This window comes from Streptomyces sp. NPDC046831 (assembly GCF_040645305.1).
GTDB lineage: Bacteria > Actinomycetota > Actinomycetes > Streptomycetales > Streptomycetaceae > Streptomyces.
Genome location: NZ_JBEYXZ010000003.1, coordinates 49,684 through 68,617 on the forward strand (window position 1 = coordinate 49,684; position 18,934 = coordinate 68,617).

Here is an 18,934-nt window from a genome sequence, read left to right on the forward strand (position 1 = left end):
GGGCCCCGGTCGCTCGACCGGGGCCCTTCGTCCGTACGGGGTGGGCGGTTACGCCGACTTCTGCTCGCCCGCGCCGCGGCCGCGCGCGTCACGCGGGATCAGGGTCGGGTTGACGTTGGAGAGGACCACGTCGGCCGTGATGACGACGCGGGCGACGTCCTTGCGGGACGGGACCTCGTACATGACCCCCTGGAGGACTTCCTCCATGATGGCGCGCAGGCCGCGGGCGCCGGTCTGGCGGAGGATGGCCTGGTCGGCGATGGCCTCGAGGGCCTCGCGCTCGAAGTCAAGCTCCACGCCGTCGAGTTCGAACAGCCGCTGGTACTGCTTGACCAGGGCGTTGCGCGGCTCGACGAGGATCTTCAGCAGGGCCTCGCGGTCGAGGTTGTGGACCGAGGTGATGACCGGCAGACGGCCGATGAACTCGGGGATCATGCCGAACTTGACCAGGTCCTCGGGCATGACGTCCTCGAACTGGTCCTTGGCCTCCAGCTCCCGCTTGGAGCGGATCGTCGCGCCGAAGCCGATGCCCTTGGCGCCCGCGCGGCCCTCGATGATCTTCTCCAGGCCGGCGAAGGCACCGCCCACGATGAACAGCACGTTCGTCGTGTCGATCTGGATGAACTCCTGGTGCGGGTGCTTGCGGCCGCCCTGCGGCGGGACGGACGCCGTGGTGCCCTCGAGGATCTTCAGCAGGGCCTGCTGGACGCCCTCGCCGCTGACGTCGCGCGTGATCGACGGGTTCTCGCTCTTGCGCGCGACCTTGTCGATCTCGTCGATGTAGATGATCCCCGTCTCGGCCTTCTTGACGTCGTAGTCGGCTGCCTGGATCAGCTTCAGCAGGATGTTCTCGACGTCCTCGCCGACGTAGCCCGCCTCCGTCAGCGCCGTGGCGTCGGCGATGGCGAACGGGACGTTCAGCATGCGGGCGAGAGTCTGGGCGAGCAGTGTCTTGCCCGAGCCGGTGGGCCCGAGCAGCAGGATGTTGGACTTGGCGAGCTCGATGCCGTCGTCGCGGCCCTGGGCTCCGCCGTTCTCACCGGCCTGGACCCGCTTGTAGTGGTTGTACACCGCGACGGACAGGGCCTTCTTCGCGGCCTCCTGGCCGACGACGTACCCGTCGAGGAACTCGTAGATCTCGCGGGGCTTGGGAAGCTCCTCCCAGCGCACCTCGCTGGTCTCCGCGAGCTCCTCCTCGATGATCTCGTTGCAGAGATCGATGCACTCGTCGCAGATGTACACACCGGGCCCTGCGATGAGCTTCTTGACCTGCTTCTGGCTCTTGCCGCAGAACGAGCACTTGAGCAGATCGCCGCCGTCACCGATGCGTGCCACGGTGTGCTTCCCCTTCGCCTGGGAGACGCCTAGGTCCAGCGGCTCCTGGTGCTGCCTTATGTCCGACGGTACCTTGCCGGGACCCTCGTTCGGGCCCCCCTTGGCGCGGTTCACTGCGACGTGCTGCCGACGCACCGTGCCAAGGAGCGGCAGACGATACCCCCAGGCTCCCGGTTTCCCGCGAGCCGGGGGCGCCCCACCCGCGTCAGCGGACGTCGGCGTTGTTCATCTTCCGGGTCGAGATGATCTGGTCGATGAGGCCGTACTCGAGCGACTCCTCCGCGGTGAGGATCTTGTCGCGCTCGATGTCCTCGCGGATCTTGTCGATCGGCGTGTTGGAGTGCCTGGCCAGCATCTCCTCCAGCTGCGAGCGCATCCGCAGGATCTCGTTGGCGGCGATCTCCAGGTCGGAGACCTGGCCGCGGCCCGTCTCGCTGTAGGGCTGGTGGATCAGCACACGGGCGTTCGGCAGGGCCATGCGCTTGCCCTTGGTGCCGGCGGCCAGCAGCACGGCCGCGGCCGAGGCGGCCTGGCCCATGCACACCGTCTGGATGTCCGGCTTGACGAACTGCATCGTGTCGTAGATCGCCGTCAGCGCGGTGAAGGAGCCGCCGGGGCTGTTGATGTAGACCGAGATGTCACGGTCGGGGTCCATCGACTCCAGGCACAGCAGCTGCGCCATGACGTCGTTGGCGGAGGCGTCGTCGATCTGGACGCCGAGGAAGATCACGCGTTCCTCGAAGAGCTTCGCGTACGGGTCGTACTCGCGGATGCCCTGGGAGGTGCGCTCCACGAAGCGCGGGATCACGTAGCGGGACTCGGCGGAGGGGCCGGTGTACTCGGCGCGCGTGCGGTCGTAGAGGCCGCTGCCGGGGAAGTCGTTCACGGTGTCTCCTGGAAAAAGGCTGGGCGGTCGGCTGGGGGCTTGCTGGGCTGCGCCGGCCCCACCGCGGGGGTCCCGGCCGCCCGCAGGGGCCGTCTGGCGCCTCTGCGGGGCTTGGGGCGGCCCACGGAGGCCCGGCGGGGCTCACCGGGGCGCAGGGGGCCTCGTGCGAGCGCACGGGGCCGTGTGGGCCCCGGGAGCGGCTCAGGCCCCGGTGCCGCCACCGCCCGGCATGCCGGCGGCCGTCGGGATCACGTCGTCGATGAGGCCGTACTCCTTGGCCTCGTGGGCGTCGAACCAGCGGTCGCGGTCCGAGTCCCGGGTGATCTGCTCGACCGACTGACCGGTGTGGAAGGCGGTGAGCTCTGCCATGCGCTTCTTGGTGTGCAGCAGCCGCTCGGCGTGGATCTTGATGTCCGAGGCCGAGCCGGCCAGGCCGGCGGAGGGCTGGTGGATCAGGATCTCGGCGTTGGGCAGCGCGAAACGCTTGCCGCGGGTGCCCGCGCTGAGCAGGAACTGGCCCATCGAGGCCGCGAGGCCCATGGCGATGGTCACCACGTCGTTCTTGATGAACTGCATGGTGTCGTAGATCGCCATGCCCGCCGTGATCGAACCGCCGGGGCTGTTGATGTACAGGTAGATGTCCTTGTCGGGGTCGGCGGCAAGGAGCAGCAGCTGTGCGGTGATCTTGTTCGCGATGTCGTCGTCGACCGGCTGGCCGAGGAAGATGATCCGCTCGTTGAGCAGCCGGTTGTAGACCTGGTCGCCGAGGCCACCACCGATGGAAGGCTCGCCGGCGGCGGAGGGCATCAGATTCGTCACGTATCCACCTGCTCGTCTTACGACGGCGCCGGGCCGTCTCACGTGTTCTGCCGGGGCGTGGGACCCCGGTGCGCCACCGTGCGGGGCGGCTTCGGGGACTCCCCTGCCCTCGTATTCATGGACCCTAACGCGCGGGTCCCTCCGGGGAATCCCGCAGACGGGGCTGTTCGCTGTCAGCGCAGGTTGGTGGATTTCCGGCGCTGCCGCGCGCGCCGCGGCGCCCGTGACACCGCGCCCCGGCACGGGGCGCGGCACCGACCAGGGGCAGGAGGGCGGCCACGGGCCGTGAGCGGCCGGTCACACGGCTTCCCGCGTCCCCGGCGGGCGGTGTGCCGACGGGCCCCGGGCGTCGCACGCCCGGGGCCCGTCGTCGCTGCGTCGGGGACGATCCGCGGGGATCAGCCCTCGGACTTCTCCTCGCCCTCGGTGCCGGCGGCGGCCTCGGACTCGGCGGCCTCGGCGGACTCCTCGGACTCCTCCTCGTCGCTCAGGTCGACGATCTCGCCGTTGGTGTCCTTGACCGTGGCCGCCTCGACCACGACGGCCAGGGCCTTGCCGCGGGCGACCTCGCCGACCAGGAGCGGAACCTGGTTCTGCTGGACGACCGCCTGGGCGAACTGGTCGGGGGACATGCCGGAGGAGGCGGCGCGCCGCATGAGGTGCTCGGTGAGCTCCTCCTGGTTGACGTTCACCTGCTCCTTGCTGACGAGCTCGTCCAGCACGAACTGGGTCTTGATGCCCTTGACCGCGGCCTCGCGGGTCTCGGTCTCGAACTCCTCGGCGGTCTTGCCCTGGATCTCCAGGTACTTGTCGAGGGTGAGGCCCATCTGCCCGAGCTGGTGGTGCTCCAGGTTGTGCTTGCGGGTGTTGATCTCGTCCTCGAGCAGCTTCTCGGGGACCGGGACCTCGACCAGCTCGAGCAGCTTGTCCAGGACGCGCTCCTGGGCCTGCGTGGCCTGGTCGTACTCCTTCATGTTCTCCAGGCGCTTGCGGCTGTCCGCGCGCAGCTCCTCGAGGGTGTCGAACTCGGAGGCGAGCTGCGCGAACTCGTCGTCCAGCTCGGGCAGTTCACGCTTGGCGACCTGGGTGACCCTGACGGTGACCTCGGCCTCCCTGCCGGCCGCCGAGCCGCCCTTGAGCTCGGAGGTGAAGGTGGCCTCCTCGCCGGCGGACAGGCCCTTCACGGCGTCGTCGATGCCGTCCAGCAGCTCGCCCGAGCCGATGGTGTACGAGACGTCGCTGGCGACGCCGTCCTCGAGGACTTCGCCGTCGACCTTGGCCTCCAGGTCGACCGTCACGACGTCGCCGTCCTCGGCGGCGCGCTCGACCGGGGTCGTCGACGCGAAGCGCTCGCGCAGCTGCTCGACCGCCTTCTCGACGTCCTCCTCGGTCACCTCGACGGCGTCGACCTCGACCTCGATGCCGGAGAAGTCCGGGATCTCGATGGCCGGGCGGATGTCGACCTCGGCGGTGAAGTTCAGCGTCTCGCCGTCCTTCAGCTCCGTGATGTCGACCTCGGGCTGGCCGAGCACGTTGAGCTCGGCGCCGTTGACCGCCTCGGTGTAGAACTTCGGAAGCGCGTCGTTGACCGCCTCCTCCAGGACCGCACCGCGGCCGAACCGCTGGTCGATGACGCGGGCCGGGATCTTGCCCTTGCGGAAGCCCTTCACCGTGACCTGCTGGTTGATCTTCTTGTACGCCGCGTCGAGGCTGTCCTTGAGCTCCTCGAAGGGCACCTCGACAGTGAGCCGAACCCGGGTCGGGTTCAGGGTCTCCACGGCGCTCTTCACGGTTCGGTCTCCTTGTGGCTGACTTCTTGGTTTTCGCCGGAGCCAGACAGGTCCGGCGGATTCGCCGCCCGGAGGGGTTCGTAGGCCGGTGGGCCGGACATACGGGCGCGCAGTTTGCATAGTAGCCGCAGCCGCTCGGCGCCCCAAAAGGCGATCACACGGGTGGGGGCCGGCCGGGACCGGCGGGTGGTCGGGGTGGCGGGATTTGAACCCACGGCCTTCCGCTCCCAAAGCGGACGCGCTACCAAGCTGCGCCACACCCCGTCTGGTGCGACACGTAGGGTACATGGCCGGGAGCGGTACGGCCTCCGCGTTCACCGGGGGCACTCCGACGCACGAAGGGGTGTGCGGCGACGGCGTGCGACCCGCTACGATGCCTGGTGTGCCGCGGTCACCGACTCGCGGCGCCTTGTGTGCGGGCGTAGCTCAATGGTAGAGCCCCAGTCTTCCAAACTGGCTACGCGGGTTCGATTCCCGTCGCCCGCTCCAGACGGCTCAGGCCCAGGCGAGAGGGTGTTTCCCCCTCCCTGGGCCTGAGCCCTTCTCCGAGCATGGGCTGCTGTCGAGGTCTGCCGCTTCAGCCCAGGGACATGCCCACCAGCGAGATCACCGTCGTCCTGGGCTGAAAAGCGTCGGTGGTTGTTCGGCTGTCCGGGAGGGCCGGCCTCAAGATGCGATCGCTCATGCGGCGACTAGCGTGGGTGAACGAAGAGGTCTGACACGGGCACACACCCGATCCGGCAGGTTCTCTTCAGGCCGCCCGCCGCAGCGCAAGTCGGCGAAGCCCGCGCTGTGGCCCTGCGGGGCCGCGAAAAGCGGATACCTGGCACATACGCGGCGAATCCAAGACGGCGCCGCACACCTTTCTGGCGGCCGCGACCGTCCCGCACGTGTCCGACAGCGCGCGGGTCGCCATGAAAGAGAAGGAAGGGTACTGAATCATGCGGGCACGACACCTCAAGCACCTCCTCGCTGCTTCGGCGGCGGGCGTCCTCGTGGCCGGCGGTGCCGCGATCGGCGCGGCCGGAACTGCGGTCGCTTCCGCTCCGGCTCACGCTCCCGAGATCTCCGCCGGCTACCACAGCGACGGCGACGGCGGCGGTGGCGGCGGCCACGGCGACGGCGGTGACCACGGCGGCGACCACGGCGGCGACGGCCACGGAGACGGCGGCGGCCACGGCGGCGGCCACGGAGACTGATCCGACCCGACATCGACAGAGCGCGGCGTGCGGCCGAAGGGACCGCGGGCCGCGCTTGCACGCCTACAGGTCGGACCATCGGCAGGTGAGAGGCGCAGCGGCTCAAGCCGGAGGTCAGGGGCTCATCCGGACCCGGTGACCCCCGCCGGCCCCGGCCCGCAGGGGTCACCGGTGCTCCCGTAACAGCGCAAGCCGACGTCTGTACTCGTCATCGTCGATCTCCCCGCGCGCGAATCGCTCGGCGAGCAGGTTCTCGGCTCGCCGGCCCTGCCACCCGCCTTCGCCGGACGGTGGCGGCGCGCCGGCTGTCGCTGGTGCGCCGAACCGGTGAGGTGGCGCACCAGGGCGATGAGGCCGACAAGCAGGGCGGCCGGGAACAGCACCACGAAGAGCGGCATGACGACGAACCACCCGCTCCAGCCCCCTCGGCCGTCGTACCCCGTGATGCCGATCACTTCCCTCGGCCGACGACTGCGTCAATGCCGGCATGAATCAGCGGGGCCTCGCTCACGCCGGACCGAAGTTCCCGGCCGCAGGGCCGGGGGCCCAAGGCCGTCCTCGGATCGGCTGCGGTTCTCCGGAGCAGCGGAATAGGGCGGCCACGGCGATCCGGCAGGCGGGCGTTCGCGCCTGCGGCGGCTTCTTCGGCCGGGGGCCCGCCGCCCGCCGGAGCGGACGGCCGGGCACCTGCGTGACCAGGGTCGGCCCGGAACTGATCGCAGGGTGACCGAGGACGGTCAGAAGCTGATCGAGTTGATCGTGTCGGCTATCGAGTCCATGAACCGGTTGATGGACGGCGCCATGCCGGTCGACGCGAGGAAGAAGCCGAAGAGCACGGCGACGATGGCCGGCCCCGCCTTGATCGACCCGCCTCGGAGCAACACCACCAGGATGATCGCCAACAGCAGCACCACAGACAGTGAAATGGCCACAACTGATCACACCCTCGGTCGGTCCGCTCTCCGGCCCGGGGACGCCAGCCCGCACCCCCGCCAGAACCATCGTGCCACCAAGGCGGCCCGCTTATGCGGCGAGTGACGCATCATCGGCCCCGGGCGTGGCCGGCCGTCCTCGCCCAAGGGGCCGGCGCACCCCTCCTGTAGTGCCCCTCACGCCAATTCGCAGAGCATTCTCACAGGAAATTTCCAGGCTTCGTTTCCATGTCCACACACGGCGTTCGCAGGTGACTCGCATGGTTACCGCGGACACGCCTCGATGAGCCCATCAGTCGGGAAGAATCGGCATATCCAGGGTGCCCCGGAGCGGTTCTGACGGTGCGGCCGATGTGTCGGCCGTCACCGCTCCGCCCCGTCTGGACCGTCAAATCCCGGGCATGCGCAGCGAATACGCAGAACGACGCCGGGAGTTTTACGGATTCCCGCGGCCGACGCTAGGGTGCCTCAGATGTTCCACGCTGCCTCGTCCCCCGGCCAGAACAGAACACCGCTCACCCAGGCCCGTCCGTCGGCGCCCGGAGTGCCGAGCCCGCGGCCGCCGGCCGAGCCGGGCGGCAGACCCGGCAAGCAGCGCGACGCGTTCTTCGACAACGCCAAGTACCTGGCGATCGTGCTGGTGGCGATGGGGCATTCCTGGGAGCCGCTCAAGGGCGACAGCCGAATACTGGAAGCCGCCTACACGGTCGTGTACTCCTTCCACATGCCGGCGTTCATCATCATCTCCGGATTCTTCTCACGGAGTTTCGACACCCGTCCCGACCGGCTGAAGCGGCTGGTCACCGGCGTGGTCGTGCCGTACGTCCTTTTCGAGACCGCCTACTCCGTCTTCGCCCGCGTCGTCGGTCACGCCGCCGACCAGGAGATCAGCCTCCTCGACCCCTGGTACCTGACCTGGTTCCTGTGCGCCCTGTTCGTCTGGCGGCTGACCACTCCGCTGTGGAAGCTGGTGCGCCGGCCCCTCCCCGTCGCGCTCGGGATCGCCATGCTGGCGTCCGTCAGCCCGGCCATCGGCGACGACCTCGACCTCCAGCGCGTGCTGCAGTTCCTGCCCTACTTCGTGCTGGGCCTGACGCTGCGGCCGGAGCACTTCCGGCTGGTGCGCCGCCGTTCGGTGCGGATCCTGTCGGTGCCGGTCCTCGCGGTGGCGCTGGCCTTCGGCTGGTGGGCCGTGCCGCGCATGAACACCGCCTGGTTCTACCACCGCGACTCCGCCCAGGAGCTGGGCGCTCCCTGGTGGGCCGGCCCGGTCATGACCCTCGCGATGTTCGGCTGCTCGCTGCTGCTGACCGCCTGCTTCTACGCCTGGGTGCCGGGCCGGAGGATGTGGTTCACGGCGCTCGGCGCGGGCACGCTGTACGGCTATCTGCTGCACGGCTTCCTGGTGAAGGCGGGCACCTACGGCGGCTGGTTCGACCACCCGTGGCTGCACCGCCCGCTCGGTGTGACGGCCGTGACCGTGCTCGCGGCCGCGGTCGTCACCGCGCTGTGCACACCGCCGGTCCGGCGCGTCCTCCGGTTCGCGATGGAGCCGGAGATGAAGTGGGCCTTCCGGCAGGACGCGGCCCAACTGGCGCGGGAGCGCGAGAGGTCGCAGGGCCGGACCCCGCAGCGCGAGAAGGCCGGATCGGGCGCCGCCTAGACGGCCAGGGCGGCGGCGAGCACCAGGGCTCGCACGCCGACGAGAGGTGTGGGCGGGCCGGCGCCGGAAAGGGCGCGCGGGCCGGTCTGAAGGCGGGCGGCCGCGCCTAGGAGGCCGCGGTGAGACCCAGAAGCGCGCGCATACGGGCGTACTTCTCCGTCAGCCGGGCCCGGGTGGCCTCCTCGAGGACCGCGAGGCGGGCCGGGTCCGCGTTGTGCGCCAGGTCCGCCTCCTTCACCAGCAGCGCGCCCGGCGTGGCGAGGACCCGCCGCGCGTACGCCTCCAGGGGCTCGCCCGCTCCTCGGGTGACCGCCCGCACGATGTCCTTCGTACGGCGGCTCAGCGCGGCCTCGCGCAGCCACGCCCCGGGCAGGACGTCGTCCTCGACGGCGTCGTGCAGCCACGCTGCGGCGATCTGGTCGGCGTCGCCGCCGCGGGCGCGGACGCCTTCCGCGACGGCGCGCAGGTGCTCGGCGTAGGGCCGGCCCGCCTTGTCCGTCCGGCCGGCGTGGGCGGCGCGGGCGACGGCCTCGACCTCGGCCAGGGTGAGCGGAGCGTGCGTCCCGGTCACGGCCCCGGTGTCGTGCGTCTCGGTCATGGCCCCAGTGTCCCCGGGACGAGCGCCGGGTACGCCCGGGCGGCCGGGACCGGGGCCGCGCGGTGCCGTCGCGGCGGCCGGCGTGAGGCGCGGATCGCTAGCGCAGCGCCTGCGCGGTCGGCCCCTCGCGGCAGATCAGCAGCAGCGCCCGGTCGTCGTTGACATCCTTGGCGACCGCCTCGATCAGGTGCCAGGCGGCCCCGTGGAAGCCGCCCGCGACATAGCGGTCGGCCTCGCCGGTGAGGCGGTCGATGCCCTCGACGATGTCGCGGTCGGCCGTCTCCACCAGGCCGTCGGTGAACAGCATCAGCACGTCGCCGGGGCGCAGGCAGCCCTTGACCGGGTCGAACTGGGCACCGTCGTACACACCGAGGAGCGGTCCCTCGGCGGCCTTCTCCTCCCAGCGGCCGCTGCCCGCGCTCAGTTGCAGGCCCGGCGGGTGCCCGGCGGAGTACAACTCGTAGTCGCCGGAGTCCAGATCGAGGACCAGGTGGATCGACGTGGCGAAGCCCTCGTCCCAGTCCTGGCGGAGCAGGTAGCCGTTCGCGGCGGGCAGGAACGCGTGCGGGGGCAGCGAGCCCAGCAGGCCGCCGAACGCGCCCGACAGCAGCAGCGCCCGCGAGCCGGCGTCCATGCCCTTGCCCGAGACGTCCGTGAGGACGACCTCCAGGGTGCGGCCGCCGTTCGTGCGGGCCGCGACGACGAAGTCGCCGGAGAAGGACTGCCCGCCGGCCGGGCGCAGCGCCATCTCGCGGTGCCAGCCCTCCGGCAGATGGGGCAGCTTGCTCTGCACGCGGATGCGTTCGCGCAGGTCGAACAGCATGGTGCCGCCGCGCCGCCAGGGCACGCCGACCCGGCTGCGGAACTGCGCGATCAGCAGCCCGAAGAGCCCGCAGGCCGCGACCACCAGCACCACGCCCGGGGTCACCCGGGACGGGCCGCCGGTGTACGGGCCGAGCTTCACCGACTCCACGATGAGGGCCGTGGCCGCCGCCGCGTACAGGCCGAGCAGACTCGCCGGGCGCAGCAGCAGCCCGCCCGCGACGATCGGCAGGACGAGCGCGGCCGGCGAGAACCAGACGGAGTCGGCCAGGGTCAGGGAGGCGATCAGCGGGACGGTCAGCAACAGGCCGCCGAACGCGACCCAGTCCGAGCCGTTGCCGCGGAAGTAGTCGACGGCGGATCTGCGCACGCCGACGCGGGCCCGGTGCCACTGCTTCTTCAACCGGGCCGTGAACGTCTCGGCTTCCGCGCGCCGCTCTCGTCCTGCTGCCATTAGTCCGGGACCCTATCCATCGGACCTGCCGCTTGGCACGGGAGGTCCCGCTTGTCCCCCGTCCGAGCCCCGGCCGCACAGCGAACCGGGGCTCGACTTCACAGTGAACGCCACGGAACGCCGACGCGCTGCCGGCTAGGGGAAATTCGTTGGTCCGTCCCGTACCGCCCTGATAGGCATGGCGCATGGCGAGTGACCCTGCGACGGAGCCGAGGCTGCTGCGGCGGGACGAGTGGGACCCGTGGTACGACACCTTGCTCCGCGCCTTCGGCGGTGTCCCGGAGGCCCCGGAGGAACGGGAGGCCTGGCACGCGCTCACCGAGTTCGACCGGTCCCTCGGGGTCTGGGACGGGGACGCGTGCGTGGGCACGACGAGTGCGTTCAGCTTCCGGATGACGGTGCCCGGCGGCGCCCTGGTGCCCGCGGCCGGGGTCACCATGGTCGGGGTGGCCGCGACCCACCGGCGGCGCGGGGTGCTGACGTCGATGATGCGGCGGCAGCTGGACGACGTGCGATCCCGGGGCGAGTCGCTGGCGGTGCTGACCGCCTCCGAGCCCGCGATCTACGGCCGCTTCGGGTACGCGGCCGCCACGTTCCAGCTGCACGCCGAGATCGACACGGTCCGGGCCGGGCTGTCGGTCCCGGGCGGCACCGACGACGTACGGCTGCGGTACGCCGTACCCACCGGGGTGTCCGAGGCGTGCGAGGCGGTGTACGCGCGCACGGTCCCCCGCCGGCCGGGGATGCTGGCGCGGCGGCCCGGCTGGGAACGGGTGCCGCTGCTGGACCCGGAGAGCGAGCGGAACGGGGCGTCGCCGCTGCAGTGCGTGCTCGCCGAGCGGGCGGGAGAGGTCGTCGGGTACGCCCGCTACCGCGTCAAGCCGGGCTGGGACGTCGCCGGGGCCGAGGGCACGGTGCTCCTGGACGACCTGGCCGCGCTGGATCCGGCGGCCGAGGCGGCGCTGTGGCGTTTCCTGTGCGGCATCGACCTGACGACGACGCTGACGGTGCGGGGGCGGCCGGTGGACGACGCCTGGCAGTACCTGGTGTCCGACATCCGGCGGTGCCGGCCGCGGCTGCGGGACGGGCTGTACGTGCGGCTCGTCGACGTCGGGGCGGCGCTGCGGGCGCGGACGTACCAGGCGCCGGTGGACGTGGTGTTCGACGTGGAGGACGCCTTCTGCCCCTGGAACAGCGGGCGTTGGCGGCTGAGCGGGGACGCGAAGGGGGCGTCCTGCGACCGGACGACGGACGCGGCGGACCTCGCCGTGTCCGTACGGGACCTGGGGGCGGCCTACCTCGGTGGTGTGCCGCCGGCCGCACTGGCGGCCGCCGGGCGGGTGCGGGAACTGCGGCCCGGCGCGCTGGCGGAGGCGTCGGTGGGCTTCGGATCGGCGGTGGCGCCGTGGCTGCCGCACGGCTTCTGAGCACGGGCGGTGTGCCGGGCCGGCCCTGTCAGTGCGTCTGGCAGGCGGGGCACCAGAAGAGGTTGCGGGCGGCGAGTCCGGCCGTGCGGACGGCGCCGCCACACAGGTGGCAGGCCTGGCCGGCGCGGCGGTAGACGTAGACCTCGCCGCCGTGGTCGTCGACGCGCGGCGGGCGGCCCATCGCCTCGGGGGTGTGCTCGGGGCGGACGGTGTCGATGCGGTTGTTGCGGACGCCCTCGCGCATGAGGGCGGCCAGGTCGGCCCAGATCGCGTCCCATTCGCCCGGGGTGACGTCCCGGCCGGCGCGGTAGGGGTCGATGCGGTGCCGGAAGAGCACCTCGGCCCGGTAGACGTTGCCGACGCCCGCGATCACCTTCTGGTCCATCAGGAGGGCGGCGATGGTCGTGCGGCTGCGCCGGACGCGGGCGTAGGCGGCGGCCGGGTCGGCGTCCGGGCGCAGCGGGTCGGGGCCGAGGCGGGCGTGCAGGGCCGCCTTCTCGGCGTCGGTGATCAGCGCGCACGTCGTGGGGCCGCGCAGGTCGGCGTACGACGTGGCGTTGGCGAGGCGGAGCCGGACGGTGTCCGTGGGCGGGGGCGCGGGGGCGTCACCGAGGGCGACCTTGCCGAAGAGGCCGAGGTGGACGTGGACCCAGGAGGTGGGTTCGGGGTCCGGGTCGGTGAGGGCGCCGAAGCCGAGGAAGAGGTGCTTGCCGTGGGCGTCGGCGGTCCTGAGGGCGCTGCCGTCGAGGAGGGCGGCGGCGTCGGAGAACTTGCCCTGGGGGCTGGAGACGGCCACCTCGCCGGTGAGGCGGGCGGCGTAGTCCTGCGCGAGTCGGTGAATCGTGTGCCCCTCTGGCACGGGCCGTGTTCCTTTCCCCACCGTCCGTCGACCGGGGCGCGGGTGTCGTGCGCCCCTCTTCGACCTCGTCGGTCTCTTCCTTCCCCCTGCCGCCCGGTCCTCTTCCCGCGCCGGCCGCGCGGCGCGGGGCCGGGGCAGCCGGCGCCCGGTCCGGCCGGGACGGTCCCGCGGCGGGGGCAGGGGCGGGTCGCCCCCGGCCCGGGACCGCGGTGCTACTGCTGCGGGTGGTGGGCCGGGATCGGGGGGAGGTCGCCCGTCGTCTCGTAGGCGGCGAGCATGTCGATGCGGCGGATGTGGCGCTCGTCGCCGGAGAACGGGGTGTTGAGGAAGGTCTCGACGAACTTCGTCGCCTCCTCCTGCGTGTGCATGCGCGCGCCCACCGCGACGACGTTGGCGTTGTTGTGCTGCCGGCCGAGCGACGCGGTCTCCTCGCTCCAGGCCAGGGCCGCCCGCACGCCCTTCACCTTGTTCGCCGCGATCTGCTCGCCGTTGCCGGAGCCGCCGATCACGATGCCGAGGGCGTCGGGGTCCGCGGCCGTGCGCTCTGCCGCACGCAGGCAGAAGGGCGGGTAGTCGTCCTGGGCGTCGTAGATGTGCGGCCCGCAGTCGACGGGCTCGTGACCCGCCGCCTTCAGCCATTCGACGAGGTGGTTCTTGAGTTCGAAGCCCGCATGGTCCGAGCCGAGATACACGCGCATGGTCCGAGTGTGGCACGGCGGTTCCCCGCACCGCTTTTCGGGGGTGCCTCATATCACATATGACCGCATCATGTGAGCCGTGTTACAGACCTCAAGGAAACCTCAAGTAACAATTGGGTTTCGAAGGTTCACGAATTCCAAAGCCTCGGATTCACTGGACCGACTCGTACACCGCTCGTACGGGAAACCGCTCACCCGGCGTAAAGGAAAGACCCTCCATGACCTCGCAGCCGACCCTGTCGAAGGGTGGAAGCGGCCAGACAAGCCCCGGCCATCACGGATCCGGGCTCCAGGCCGGACTCAAGAACCGCCATCTGTCGATGATCGCCATCGGTGGTGTCATCGGCGCGGGCCTGTTCGTGGGTTCCAGCTCCGGCATCGCCACCGCCGGCCCCGGCATCCTCCTGTCGTACGCCCTCGTCGGCACACTCGTCGTCCTCGTCATGCGCATGCTCGGCGAGATGTCCGCCGCCAACCCGACCTCGGGCTCCTTCAGCGCCCACGCCGACCGCGCGCTCGGCAACTGGGCCGGGTTCTCGATCGGCTGGCTGTACTGGTTCTTCTGGGTCGTCGTCCTGGCCGTGGAGGCCACCGCGGGCGCCAAGATCCTCGAGGGCTGGATCCCCGCCGTGCCCCAGTGGGGCTGGGCGCTGATCGTCATGGTGGTGCTGACCGCCACCAACCTCGTCTCCGTCGGCTCCTACGGCGAGTTCGAGTTCTGGTTCGCCGGCATCAAGGTCGTGGCCATCGGCGCGTTCATCGTCGTCGGCGCGCTGGCCGTCTTCGGCGTCCTGCCCGGCGTCGACAGCGACAAGGCCGGCCTCTCCAACCTGACCGGGCACGGCGGCTTCCTGCCCAACGGCCCCGGCGCCATCCTCACCGGTGTGCTGCTCGTCGTCTTCTCCTTCATGGGCAGCGAGATCGCGACCCTGGCGGCAGGCGAGTCGGAGGACCCGCAGCGCGCCGTCACCAAGTCGACCAACAGCATCATCTGGCGTATCGCCGTCTTCTACCTCGGCTCGATCTTCGTGGTCGTCTGCCTGCTCCCCTGGGACGACAAGTCGATCGCCGAAAAGGGCTCCTACGTCGCCGCGCTGGACTCCCTCGGCATCGCGCACGCCGGTCAGATCATGAACTTCATCGTGCTGACCTCGGTGCTGTCCTGCCTCAACTCCGGGCTCTACACCGCCTCCCGCATGGCCTTCTCGCTCGGGCAGCGCGGTGACGCGCCCAAGGCGTTCGCGCGGACCAACAGCCGTGGCGTGCCGATGGCGGCGATCATCGTGTCGGTGGTCTTCGGCTTCGTCGCCGTGTTCTTCAACTACAAGTTCCCGGACTCCGTCTTCCTCTTCCTGGTCAACTCCTCCGGCGCGGTCGCGCTGTTCGTCTGGCTGGTCATCTGCTTCTCGCAGCTGCGCATGCGCAGGATCATCCAGCGGGAGGCGCCGGAGAAGCTCGTCGTGAAGATGTGGCTGTACCCGTACCTGACCTGGGCGACGACCGCGGTCATCGTGTTCGTCCTCGGCTACATGCTGACCGACACCGAGCACGACGGGCGGGAGACGGTGCTGCTGTCGCTGCTGGTCGCGGCGATCGTGCTGGTGATCGCCTTCGTCAAGCAGAAGGCCGGCCGCGGCCGGAGCGCCGCCGGGGCGCCGGCCGAGGCGGAGAAGGTCTCGGCGGGCTGACCGGCCCGCACCCGCGACACGGCGGGCCCGCCGCGCCCGCTGGGCCGTGAAACGCCAGAGGGAGTCCCTTCGCGAAGGGACTCCCTCTGGCGTTTCCGGATGCGGGCGGGACGGCACGTGCCGTCCCGGCCGCCCGCACCGTGGGGCGGGACGGCTCCCGCCGGTCACTTCTCCAGCAGCCGCCAGGCGGTCGGCAGCACGCCCATGGCCAGGGCGGCCTTCAGGGCGTCGCCGATCAGGAACGGGGTCAGGCCGGCCGCGATCGCCGCGGACGCCGACATGCCGGTGGCCAGGGCCAGGTACGGCACGCCGACGGCGTAGACGACCGCCTCGCCCAGCAGCATGGTGCCGGCCATGCGCAGCGCCGACCGGTCGCCACCGCGGCGGGCCAGGGTGCCGACGACCGTGGCGGCCAGCAGCATGCCGAGGACGTAGCCGAAGGACGGAGCGGCCGCGCCGGAGGCGCCGCCCGCGAACCACGGCACGCCCGCAGCGCCCGCGAGCGCGTACAGGGCGAGGGAGAGGAAGCCGCGGCGGGTGCCGAGCGCGGTGCCGACGAGCAGCGCGGCGAACGTCTGTCCGGTCACCGGCACCGGGGAGCCGGGCACGGGGACGGAGAGCTGGGCGGCGAGACCGGTGAGGGCGGCGCCACCGACGACGAGAGCGGCGTCGCGCACGCGGGACGCGGGCAGCAGGTCGGCGAGAACCTCGCCGGGACGGGCGGTGGCGGCAGCTGTGCTCATGGGGGCTCCGCGGGGTCGTGGACGGTTCGGGACACGGCGACGCTATCCCAGCGTCCCTGCGATGATCACCGTCAGCGCTCGACAAAGGGTGGAAGCGGGGGTTGGTGAGCTCCGCACAAAGAAGGCCGGCCACACCGCGGGCGGCGTGACACCGGTCACTGAGGTGATGTGGTTTCGCCGACGCCGACGCGGAACACGGCGTCTGTAGGGTTCTACCAAATGGATCTCATCGGGGCGGGCCGCGCCATGGCCGCGGAACGTCGCGCCGGGGCCTTCGGGCGCCGGGAGCGCCGGACGGGGCCGGACGCCGCCCCGGGTGTGACCGGCGGGTCACGTCGCGTACGGCGAGCGTCCGGATAGTGGGCAGCCGATTCGCCGGAGCGGACGCCGCGTCCAGACTGTGGGCGTTTGCACCCATCCCCGGACGGACGAGCCGCGCCCATGCCCAACAGCAGCACCACCGTCGTCACGCCTCCCGAGGCGGACGGCGCCTCCCTGTCCCACGGCCTGAAGCAGCGCCACCTCTCGATGATCGCGCTCGGCGGCGTCATCGGCGCGGGCCTCTTCGTCGGCTCCGGCGCGGGCATCGCCGCCGCCGGTCCCTCGATCGTCGTGGCGTACGCCCTCTCCGGCCTCCTGGTGATGCTGGTGATGCGGATGCTCGGCGAGATGTCCGCCGCGTACCCGTCGTCGGGCTCGTTCTCCGCGCACGCCGAGCGGGCGTTCGGGCCGTGGGCCGGGTTCACCGCCGGCTGGTCGTTCTGGGTGCTGCTGTGCACGGCAGTCGGCCTGGAGGGCATCGGCGCCGCGAAGATCGTCACCGGCTGGCTGCCGGGCACGCCCGAGTGGGCCTGGGTGGCGCTGTTCATGGTCGTCTTCTGCGGCGCGAACCTCGCCGCGGTGAAGAACTTCGGCGAGTTCGAGTTCTGGTTCGCGGCGCTGAAGGTCGGGGCGATCACCCTGTTCCTCGTCCTCGGGGTGCTCGCCATCGCCGGTGTGCTGCCCGGCACGGACACGCCGGGTGCGGGCCATCTGACCGACTTCCTGCCCAACGGCGGCGAGGGCCTGGTGGTCGGCCTGCTCGCCTCGGTGTTCGCCTACGGCGGCCTGGAGACGGTGACGATCGCGGCGGCCGAGTCGGAGGACCCGGTCCGCGGCGTGGCGAGCGCCGTCCGCACGGCGATGTGGCGCATCGCGCTGTTCTACATCGGCTCCATGGCGGTCATCGTCACCCTGGTGCCCTGGGACTCCCCGGAGGTGGTCGCGAAGGGCCCGTACGTCGCCGCCCTCGACCGCCTGGGCATCCCGGGCGCCGGCCAGCTGATGAACGTGGTCGTCCTGGTGGCGCTGCTGAGCGCCATGAACGCCAACATCTACGGCTCCTCCCGCATCGCCTACTCGCTGGTGCGGCGCGGCCAGGGCCCGAAGGCGCTGGCCCGGGTCTCCGGGGGCGTGCCGCGGGCCGCCGTGCTGACGTCCTGCGTCTTCGGTTTCGCGTGCGTGCTGCTCAGCTACTGGCGGCCGGACGACGTGTTCCCCTGGCTGCTGAACATGATCGGCGCGGTGATCCTGGTCGTGTGGATCTTCATCGCGGTCTCGCAGCTGCGGCTGCGGCGCAGGCTGGAGCGTGAGGCGCCGGAGCGGCCGGTCGTACGGATGTGGGCGTTCCCGTGGCTCACCTGGGCCGCGCTGGCCGGCATGGCGACGGTCTTCGTCCTGATGGCCCGGGAGCCCGGCACCCGGGTGCAGCTGTACTCGACGGGCGGGATGACGCTGTTCCTCGCGCTGGCCGGCTATCTCCGGCAGCGCGCACGCGCCCGGACCTGACGCCCCGCGGACACCCCGCGGCCCGGTGCGCGCACCGGGAGCGGGCACCCGAAGGCCCCACGTGGAGGACACGTGGGGCCTTTCTGTTGCTCTCAGCCGCCTGGTTGTCGCTGAGCACGCGCGCGGGGGCTGCCCGTTCGGGCGGTGAGGGCGCTCGTCGGCGTGCCGTGCGGACCCCCGCACCCTACGCTCGCGGCATGGTGTTCAAGCGGTGCCCGAACTGCGGTGGCCCCCTGCAGAGGTTCCGTGCCCTCGACGCCGGCGAGAAGGCACACGTCCGCAAGGAGAAGCGCGCCTTCCCGCCGGAGGCCTACATCCGCTGCACCCGCCCGGGCTGCAGGCGCTACCAGCGCCGGTTCGCCTGGGACGACGGCGGCGACTTCCCCGACGAGTAGGCCCGCCGCGTCCGGGAACCGGCGGGCCGTGCGCGTGGCCGCGGTCCGGCTGCGAGTGAGCCGTGCGGGCGTGCGGGCCGGGCGCGGGGCTCAGAGGTTGCTGAAGTCCGGCCCGGCCGTCCGCGTCCGCTTGATCTCGTAGAAGCCGGGAACCGAGGCGACCGCGAGGGTGCCGTCCCACAGGCGGGCGGCCTCCTCGCCCTTGGGGGCCGGGGTGACGACGGGGCCGAAGAAGGCGATCTGCTCGCCGTCGGGGCCGGGCACCGCGATGACCGGGGTGCCGACGTCCTGGCCGACCTTGTCGATGCCCTCCTTGTGGGAGGCGCGCAGCTCGGCGTCGAAGGCGAAGTCCTCCTGGTCGGCGTACTCGATGAGGTCGGCGGGCAGGCCCGCGTCCTCGAGCGCCCCGGCGATGGCCTCGCGGGTCGGGCCCTCGCCCCGGTTGTGGAAACGGGTGCCGAGCGCGGTGTAGAGGGGGCCGAGGACGTCCTCGCCGTGCTTCTGCCAGGCCGCGGTGACCACCCGCACCGGCGCCCACGCCTTGGTGCTCAGCATCTCCCGGTACTCCTCGGGCAGTTCGTCGAGCTTGGGCTCGTTGAGCACCGCCAGGCTCATGACGTGCCAGCGGACCTCGATGTCGCGCACCTTCTCCACCTCCAGCACCCACCGGGACGTCATCCAGGCCCAGGGGCACAGCGGGTCGAACCAGAAGTCGACGGGGGTCTTGCCGGACGCGGTCGCGGACTCGGACATCGCTCTCCTCGGGAAACGGCGACGGGGCTGTGTGCCTGCTGGACCG

Annotated in this window: 18 protein-coding genes and 2 tRNA genes; 7 read left to right on the forward strand and 13 right to left on the reverse strand. The window is 71.6% G+C overall.

Going from position 1 to position 18,934, the window contains the following annotated elements; all coding sequences use genetic code 11:
* Positions 1-48 precede the first annotated feature (48 nt).
* From clpX to ABZ920_RS03750, 5 genes are all read right to left on the reverse strand, one after another.
* Positions 49-1,335, reverse strand: coding sequence for an ATP-dependent Clp protease ATP-binding subunit ClpX (gene clpX / locus ABZ920_RS03730; protein ID WP_361498436.1), 1,287 nt, complete (start codon positions 1,333-1,335; stop codon positions 49-51).
* A gap of 205 nt (positions 1,336-1,540) precedes the next feature.
* A complete protein-coding gene (locus ABZ920_RS03735; RefSeq protein WP_361498438.1) occupies positions 1,541-2,221 on the reverse strand; it encodes an ATP-dependent Clp protease proteolytic subunit in 681 nt (226 codons plus the stop codon).
* 201 nt (positions 2,222-2,422) lie between these two features.
* Positions 2,423-3,028 (reverse strand): ATP-dependent Clp protease proteolytic subunit, encoded by a 606-nt coding sequence (locus ABZ920_RS03740; RefSeq protein WP_189705719.1) that lies wholly within the window; start codon positions 3,026-3,028, stop codon positions 2,423-2,425.
* A gap of 410 nt (positions 3,029-3,438) precedes the next feature.
* Positions 3,439-4,830: a trigger factor gene (gene tig, locus ABZ920_RS03745; RefSeq protein WP_361498440.1), complete on the reverse strand. Its 1,392-nt coding sequence runs from the start codon at positions 4,828-4,830 to the stop codon at positions 3,439-3,441.
* A gap of 187 nt (positions 4,831-5,017) precedes the next feature.
* Positions 5,018-5,094, reverse strand: a tRNA-Pro gene (locus tag ABZ920_RS03750).
* A gap of 151 nt (positions 5,095-5,245) precedes the next feature.
* Here ABZ920_RS03750 and ABZ920_RS03755 point away from each other — a divergent pair.
* Positions 5,246-5,319 (forward strand) — tRNA-Gly (locus ABZ920_RS03755).
* A 452-nt stretch (positions 5,320-5,771) separates the two neighbouring features.
* Positions 5,772-6,029: a hypothetical protein gene (locus ABZ920_RS03760; protein ID WP_361498442.1), complete on the forward strand. Its 258-nt coding sequence runs from the start codon at positions 5,772-5,774 to the stop codon at positions 6,027-6,029.
* Between the two features lie 165 nt (positions 6,030-6,194).
* Here the strand turns inward: ABZ920_RS03760 and ABZ920_RS03765 are convergent, their stop codons facing one another.
* Together ABZ920_RS03765 and ABZ920_RS03770 are read right to left on the reverse strand one after the other, a co-directional pair.
* A complete protein-coding gene (locus tag ABZ920_RS03765) occupies positions 6,195-6,518 on the reverse strand; it encodes an SHOCT domain-containing protein (protein WP_361498444.1) in 324 nt (107 codons plus the stop codon).
* A 248-nt stretch (positions 6,519-6,766) separates the two neighbouring features.
* Positions 6,767-6,961 (reverse strand): hypothetical protein, encoded by a 195-nt coding sequence (locus ABZ920_RS03770; protein WP_361498446.1) that lies wholly within the window; start codon positions 6,959-6,961, stop codon positions 6,767-6,769.
* A 472-nt stretch (positions 6,962-7,433) separates the two neighbouring features.
* On the opposite strand from ABZ920_RS03770, the gene ABZ920_RS03775 reads away from it, so the two are divergent.
* Positions 7,434-8,624, forward strand: a complete 1,191-nt coding sequence (locus tag ABZ920_RS03775; protein ID WP_361498448.1) for an acyltransferase family protein — start codon at positions 7,434-7,436, stop codon at positions 8,622-8,624.
* 106 nt (positions 8,625-8,730) lie between these two features.
* Here ABZ920_RS03775 and ABZ920_RS03780 read toward each other — a convergent pair whose 3' ends face one another.
* Both ABZ920_RS03780 and ABZ920_RS03785 read right to left on the reverse strand, forming a co-directional pair.
* The gene (locus ABZ920_RS03780; RefSeq protein WP_361498450.1) at positions 8,731-9,222 is read right to left on the reverse strand and encodes an HD domain-containing protein; all 492 of its coding nucleotides are present in this window, start codon (positions 9,220-9,222) and stop codon (positions 8,731-8,733) included.
* Between the two features lie 97 nt (positions 9,223-9,319).
* The gene (locus ABZ920_RS03785) at positions 9,320-10,498 is read right to left on the reverse strand and encodes a PP2C family protein-serine/threonine phosphatase (RefSeq protein ID WP_361498452.1); all 1,179 of its coding nucleotides are present in this window, start codon (positions 10,496-10,498) and stop codon (positions 9,320-9,322) included.
* 185 nt (positions 10,499-10,683) lie between these two features.
* On the opposite strand from ABZ920_RS03785, the gene ABZ920_RS03790 reads away from it, so the two are divergent.
* Positions 10,684-11,925, forward strand: coding sequence for a GNAT family N-acetyltransferase (locus ABZ920_RS03790; protein ID WP_361498454.1), 1,242 nt, complete (start codon positions 10,684-10,686; stop codon positions 11,923-11,925).
* Between the two features lie 28 nt (positions 11,926-11,953).
* Here ABZ920_RS03790 and ABZ920_RS03795 read toward each other — a convergent pair whose 3' ends face one another.
* Both ABZ920_RS03795 and ABZ920_RS03800 read right to left on the reverse strand, forming a co-directional pair.
* Positions 11,954-12,784, reverse strand: a complete 831-nt coding sequence (locus ABZ920_RS03795) for a DNA-formamidopyrimidine glycosylase family protein (protein ID WP_361498456.1) — start codon at positions 12,782-12,784, stop codon at positions 11,954-11,956.
* A gap of 212 nt (positions 12,785-12,996) precedes the next feature.
* Positions 12,997-13,482, reverse strand: a complete 486-nt coding sequence (locus ABZ920_RS03800) for a ribose-5-phosphate isomerase (protein WP_361498458.1) — start codon at positions 13,480-13,482, stop codon at positions 12,997-12,999.
* 218 nt (positions 13,483-13,700) lie between these two features.
* Between ABZ920_RS03800 and ABZ920_RS03805 the strand changes: the two genes are divergently transcribed.
* A complete protein-coding gene (locus ABZ920_RS03805; protein WP_361498460.1) occupies positions 13,701-15,170 on the forward strand; it encodes an amino acid permease in 1,470 nt (489 codons plus the stop codon).
* A gap of 164 nt (positions 15,171-15,334) precedes the next feature.
* On the opposite strand, the gene ABZ920_RS03810 is transcribed toward ABZ920_RS03805, so the two are convergent.
* A complete protein-coding gene (locus ABZ920_RS03810; RefSeq protein ID WP_361498462.1) occupies positions 15,335-15,913 on the reverse strand; it encodes a biotin transporter BioY in 579 nt (192 codons plus the stop codon).
* A 441-nt stretch (positions 15,914-16,354) separates the two neighbouring features.
* On the opposite strand from ABZ920_RS03810, the gene ABZ920_RS03815 reads away from it, so the two are divergent.
* A complete protein-coding gene (locus ABZ920_RS03815; RefSeq protein ID WP_361498464.1) occupies positions 16,355-17,740 on the forward strand; it encodes an amino acid permease in 1,386 nt (461 codons plus the stop codon).
* A gap of 197 nt (positions 17,741-17,937) precedes the next feature.
* Positions 17,938-18,135: a hypothetical protein gene (locus ABZ920_RS03820; protein ID WP_361498466.1), complete on the forward strand. Its 198-nt coding sequence runs from the start codon at positions 17,938-17,940 to the stop codon at positions 18,133-18,135.
* Between the two features lie 90 nt (positions 18,136-18,225).
* On the opposite strand, the gene ABZ920_RS03825 is transcribed toward ABZ920_RS03820, so the two are convergent.
* Positions 18,226-18,888, reverse strand: a complete 663-nt coding sequence (locus ABZ920_RS03825; RefSeq protein ID WP_361498468.1) for a DsbA family protein — start codon at positions 18,886-18,888, stop codon at positions 18,226-18,228.
* Positions 18,889-18,934: the final 46 nt, after the last annotated feature.